The sequence below is a fragment of the Rhizobium sp. YJ-22 genome (assembly GCF_029601685.1).
Taxonomy (GTDB): Bacteria; Pseudomonadota; Alphaproteobacteria; order Rhizobiales; family Rhizobiaceae; genus Metarhizobium.
This window is the reverse complement of sequence record NZ_JARRIR010000044.1, coordinates 1-5,562: the sequence shown is the minus strand read 5'-3', so window position 1 is coordinate 5,562 and position 5,562 is coordinate 1. Positions and strand designations below refer to the sequence as shown.

The following is a 5,562-nucleotide window of genomic DNA, read 5'->3' as shown; positions in this document are numbered from 1 at the left end:
CCTGTTCCCGGCATCTAAGCCGAAGTCAGGCAGAAACTCCACTTATCCCCGCTGTGCAGATTTCCCGAGCCAGCTCTAACAGAAGCGAATTGGCGACAATCACGCAAAATACGGCCAGGGAACCGAGATCCTTGGCATGCCGGCCCGTTTCGGATATCTCTGGCGAAATGCGATCGACGATTTCCTCAACAGCCGTGTTGAGGGCTTCCACGGCAATCAGCAAAAGAAAGAGTATTGTGGCTGCAACAGCAGTCGCGAGATCGACACCCAGCCATCCGTAAACTGCTGCTAATCCGCAACCTGCGGCGACTTCCTGACGAAATGCCGCCTCTTTCCATGCTCGGGAAAGTCCACCGGCCGAATACGTGGCAGCGGCCATAAAATGCGCAACCCCGGTGAGTTTTTTGTATTCCGGTGCCAGGCTCATGACGATCTCCCCCCTTTGCAATCGGCGAAGATATCAAGGCTCGGATCGTAGACACGCGTCGTGACATTCATCATGCTGAGAACGCTGTGAAAAAGATTATCGTGTGATCGCGGCAAACCGGCATCCTTGACAAGGCACGCCTTGTCCACGCCCATTGATTGCTGAAACTCGGAGCCCATCCAAAGAACAAACGGCACTTTTGTTTGGACGTCCGGCGCCAGCATGTAAGGCGCACCGTGAAGATAAAGACCGTTTTCGCCCAGCGACTCCCCATGATCCGACATATAGATCATGGCGCTTTGCAGCCGGGCGGAGTTCGCTTTGAGCTTGTCGATAACGGACGAAAGGATGAAATCGGTATAAAAGATGGTATTGTCGTATGCGTTGACGATTTCGCTGTCTTTGCAACTACCGAGCTCTGCCGTCTTACATTCGGGCTGGAAGCGTCTGAAGGCATAAGGATAGCGCAGATAATAGGCCGGTCCGTGGCTACCCATTTGATGGAGAACAAGCACGCTGTCTTTTGTCACGCTGTTCAACCAGGTATCGAGCTTGTCGAGAAAAACGCCGTCCTGACATTCGTTCATCTTGCAATAGCGCGCATCCGATGACGATGCGAGGCTTACGAACTTCACCCTGTCAGCAACACCCTTACTGCCGGTGCTATTGTCCCACCATTCAACGTCGGCACCTGCCGTCGCAAGCACATCCAGCAGCGTTTCGTTTGCCAAGCCCTTTGCATGCGAATAGTTGGAACGCGTGAACCTGGAAAACATGCACGGCAAAGACGTAGCGGTTGCAGTTCCACAGCTCGATGTGTTGGGGAAATAGATAATGTCTTGTTTCGACAGCGCCGGGTTGGTATCGCGGCCGTAGCCACCGAGCGAAAAGTTCTGCGCGCGCGCCGTTTCGCCCGCAACGATGATGGTGACGCGCGGCTTTGTCGAGCCATCGACGGCGCGCGTGATTTTTGCATCCCGTCCGACAGGCTGGACGACAATTTGTGCTTCTGCCCCCGTATCCATGAGGAACTTAATTGTACCAGCCAGTGGCGTAACGGGATTGAGCGTTTTGACGATGTCCTTATGTTCTCGAATTGCAGCAGTATAAACGGCGGAATAGGAGAACCCGGCAAAGACGAACAGCGCCAGACTTGGAAAAATAACGGCGCTGTTCCAGATGATTTTCTGAAGAAGCGGACGATGAGTGACCCGGACCCAAAGAATGACGGCGATCGGGAGCACCGCGAACAGGATTAGATGAAATGCGAAAGCTGGCGTGATCAAATGCTGGGCTTCCGCAGGGGTTGTCTCGTAGGCATTCCGGATCATGTCGCTATCGACGACCACGCCGAAACGATCCGTGAACCAGGATGCCACAGCCGCAGTCAGGATAAGCAGAATAAAGAACGGCTTCGTGAGGTACTTGACCGAGAAAGCAGTTATGGCTGCGATAAACAGGACGGTCATGGCCACATAAAGGGCTGCGACCGCTCCGGGATTACTCCCCAGATTGGCATGAACCTTGGACCAGAAAGTTTGGTTGGTGCCCAATACCAGGAACAGTGCGACCAGGACGCTCAGCGCAATACTGCTGATTTCGGGCCGGTAGAAGGACCGATTTATCTTGTTCTTTTCTCTGAAAGTCACTCGCTGCCCCATCATCCGCTAAAGGTCGCAAGCGTTCACGATCGGGGGATTGGCCTCACGGCGTTGCGCGCAACGCTACTGCATCCTGTTGTCGTCAAACTTGCAGGCAACCCATGGGGCGGATTACTGACAGTAAGCTGAATGCTCGGAACTTTCACGAGGCCGATCATATCCCGTTCACCACCTTCAAACTGCCAAGCAAGATGGCAAAGCGGTGATGCCGCATGTTGACCTTTTCCCTTTCCTTGAGCTGAGCGGAAGTCATAATCTCGGCGGTTTTCTGTATGCACGTTGTGGCACCCGAACTTGATGATTGAAACTTCGAGCTTCTCATCCCGATCACGCCGCGCGCACGAAAAATTGGGTTTCCTCCGATTAAATACACGGCATAACAGAACGGCGTTCAAGGGGCATACCGCCCGACTTGCACTGTCGTCGCTCGACCAGGCGAAGGGATCAACAATGCCGGTATATCGTCCTCCGAAGATTGCCACTTCCGAAATCACCCCTCACGCGGTCTATCTGCAACGCCGCGAATTTCTTGCAGCAGGGGCATTCGGCGCAATGTCGCTGTTGTCTGCGCGAGGATCAAAAGCCTCACCGCTTTCGACGGTACCCAGCATCTACAAGGTCGATCAAAAGCCAACACCGCGTGAGGATGTCACGACCTACAACAACTTCTATGAGTTCGGACTCGACAAGGCGGATCCGGCAGCTCTTTCCGGTGCATTCAAACCGCTCCCATGGGCGATCACGGTCGACGGCATGGCGGGCAAGCCCGGCACATTCGATGTCGAGCAGCTCATTAAAGAATTTCCCATCGAGGAACGAACCTACCGAATGCGCTGCGTCGAGGCATGGTCATCCCCTGGAACGGATTTCCGCTTGCGGCTCTATTAGACAAGGTAGAGCCGCTCGGCAGCGCCAAATACGTCGCCTTCGAGACCGTCGTTCGCCCGGAGGAAATGCCGGGGCAAAAAAGCGTATTCCAGTCTCTGCCATGGCCCTATATGGAGGGACTTCGCCTTGACGAAGCACGGCATCCTCTGGCGCTCCTCGCCGTGGGATTATACGGCGAAACGCTGCCGAACCAGAACGGCGCGCCGATCCGGCTTGTGCTGCCATGGAAATACGGCTTCAAAGGAATCAAGTCGATCGTCCGCATCACATTGACCGACACGCAGCCCGTCAACACCTGGCAGGCGGCCAATCGTAAGCGCACAATTCGGGGCACCTGTTCATTGAAAATCGAATGAAGGATTCTGTGTCCACAACGGAGACTGTGGACATAATGGCATTGGATATCTTGACTGGATCGGGGCCCCTTCGGGCTGTGAAGGTTCTTTCCAACGGGAAGCGACGGTTCGATCCCATCGAGAAAGACCGGCTGATCGACGCTGCAATGAAGCCCGGGGTATCAGTCGCCCGCCTGGCACTGGCGCACGGCGTCAACGCCAATCAGTTACGCAATTGGGTGAAGCTTCGCCGAGATCGGCAGGCAGAGGGTGCTTTGACGGTTGTTGCGGGGGAGGAAACATCGGCTTTTGTTCCGGTGGTTTCAGCGTCGCCGATTGCGCGGCAGCCCGACATGCCGGCTCGTCCATCATCGGCAGGAATGCGACTGACGGCGTCTCTGCCGAACGGTGTGCGGCTTGAGCTTGAAGATGCGGATGAGAAGGCCTTGTCCGCGATGATCGAAGTTCTGGGGCGTTGCAATGTTCCGGCTGGCTGACGATCTTCGCGTCTATCTTCACCGGGACCCGATCGACTTTCGTGCGGGGATCAACAGCTTGGCGATCGTAGTCGAGCAGTCGATGGGCTTGAGCCCGTTCGAGCGTGCTGTGTTCGTCTTTTGCAACCGTCGGCGCACCCGGATGAAGCTCCTGTTCTTCGAGCGGTCAGGGTTTGTGCTCGTTTTGAAAGCCTTGTCCGAAGACCGGTTTCGCTGGCCCCGCCGCGAGGCGCCGGTCGTGACGCTCGATACCGAACAGTTGCGCTGGTTGCTTGACGGCATCGATCTTGACGCGATGGTGCGCCATCCTGTCCGGCAGTATGAGTTTGTCGGCTGAAGGCTGTTGACGGAGCGGGGCGGCTCAGATTCAAAGCTACGATGACACGAGCCGGCACTCCTGATGTTGCGGAACTGATGGCGCTTCTGGCGGCGAATGCTGCGGAGAACGCCGCGCTGCGGGCTGAAAGGGATGCTCTTGCACAGCGTGTCTTCAAGCTCGAGGAAGAACTGGCGCTTGCACAACTTCATCGTTTTGCGCCGCGCAGCGAAAAGCATATGGATCGCGTCTTCAATGAAGCCGAGAACGCCGCTCTGGAGGCCGATGCGGATGAGGGCTTGGCCGATTGTGACGAGACAGACGCCACTGAGCTTCCCGACACGGGATTGCCAGAGGTGGAAAAGCCCGAAGGCGTCAAGCGCGGGCGTAAACCTCTTCCGGCAAACTTGCCCCGCCAACGCGTTGAATATGACCTTGCCGACGATCAGAAGACCTGTCCGTGCTGCCGCCATCCGTTGCATCGCATGGGCGAACTCGTCACCGAGCAGCTGCATATCGAGGTGAAGGCGACCGTGTTGCAGAATGCCCGGGCGAAGTATGCTTGCCGCAACTGCGAGCGCACCGGGATCAGCACGCCTGTCATCATCGCGCCGATGCCTGCACAGCCCTTGCCGGGCAGTATTGCCACGGCCTCGACGCTGGCCTTCGCGCTGGTTCACAAATATGTCGACGGGACACCTCTCTATCGCCTGGCGCAGGCCTTCGAGCGTGCTGGCGTTCCTGTCAGCCGTGGCGCCCTCGGCCATTGGGTGATCGGTTCGAGCGAAAAGCACCTCGTTCGCATCTACGATGCACTGAAACAGCGGCTCTTGTCGCAGAGCGTCATCCATGGTGACGAGACCACGGTGCAGGTGCTGAAGGAAAAGGGCAGGAAAGCAACGGACGAGTCCTACATCTGGGCCTATCGCAGCGGGCAGGACAGCCTCGAGCCGGTTGTGCTGCTCGAATATCAGCCCGGTCGTGGGCAGGTGCATCCGCAGACTTTCCTTGGTGACTATCGCGGCATCCTGATGAGCGACGGCTATCAGGCCTGGCGCACCCTGAAGGGCGCAACGCATGTCGGATGCATGGCGCACGCCAGGCGACGCTTCGTCAACGCCTTTAAGGCCGGGAAGAAACAAAGCGGGCGGCCCGCGCAGGCATTGAAGTTCTTCGACCAGCTCTACCGGATTGAAAGGCAGGTGCGGGACGAAAAGCCCGATGATGGCGAAACGCGGGCCGATTGCATCCGACGCTTGCGCCAGAAACACAGCGTTCCGGTCCTGGATGCCCTGAAGGAGTGGCTCGACAGGATGGTTCCCAAGGTCGTGCCCGACACCAAGCTCGGCGATGCGATCTCCTGTCCGACATCAGCGCCCATGAGACAGAATTGGTTTAATTGAGAAGAGAGGATTTTCGGCTCATCGTAGCTCTATCA

At 56.8% G+C, this 5,562-nt stretch carries 4 protein-coding genes and 2 pseudogenes; 4 read left to right on the top strand and 2 right to left on the bottom strand.

Annotated elements, in window-relative coordinates; all coding sequences use genetic code 11:
• Positions 1 to 25: 25 nt before the first annotated feature.
• Positions 26 to 427, bottom strand: coding sequence for a diacylglycerol kinase (locus P7F60_RS30605; protein WP_277921220.1), 402 nt, complete (start codon positions 425 to 427; stop codon positions 26 to 28).
• Complete coding sequence (locus tag P7F60_RS30600) at positions 424 to 2,076, bottom strand: phosphoethanolamine--lipid A transferase (RefSeq protein ID WP_234823767.1); 1,653 nt, start codon at positions 2,074 to 2,076, stop codon at positions 424 to 426. Before P7F60_RS30600 ends, P7F60_RS30605 begins: the two co-directional genes overlap by 4 nt.
• Before the next feature lie 462 nt (positions 2,077 to 2,538).
• Here P7F60_RS30600 and msrP point away from each other — a divergent pair.
• The 4 genes and pseudogenes from msrP to P7F60_RS30580 all read left to right on the top strand — a co-directional run.
• Positions 2,539 to 3,278: pseudogene (gene msrP / locus P7F60_RS30595) on the top strand (protein-methionine-sulfoxide reductase catalytic subunit MsrP); the annotation flags it as partial.
• A gap of 89 nt (positions 3,279 to 3,367) precedes the next feature.
• Complete coding sequence (locus P7F60_RS30590) at positions 3,368 to 3,808, top strand: transposase (protein WP_332909300.1); 441 nt, start codon at positions 3,368 to 3,370, stop codon at positions 3,806 to 3,808.
• The gene (tnpB, locus tag P7F60_RS30585) at positions 3,792 to 4,145 is read left to right on the top strand and encodes an IS66 family insertion sequence element accessory protein TnpB (RefSeq protein WP_269832258.1); all 354 of its coding nucleotides are present in this window, start codon (positions 3,792 to 3,794) and stop codon (positions 4,143 to 4,145) included. The genes P7F60_RS30590 and tnpB overlap by 17 nt, the downstream gene beginning before the upstream one ends.
• A 41-nt stretch (positions 4,146 to 4,186) precedes the next feature.
• Positions 4,187 to 5,485: pseudogene (locus tag P7F60_RS30580) on the top strand (IS66 family transposase); the annotation flags it as partial.
• Between the last annotated feature and the right edge of the window lie 77 nt (positions 5,486 to 5,562).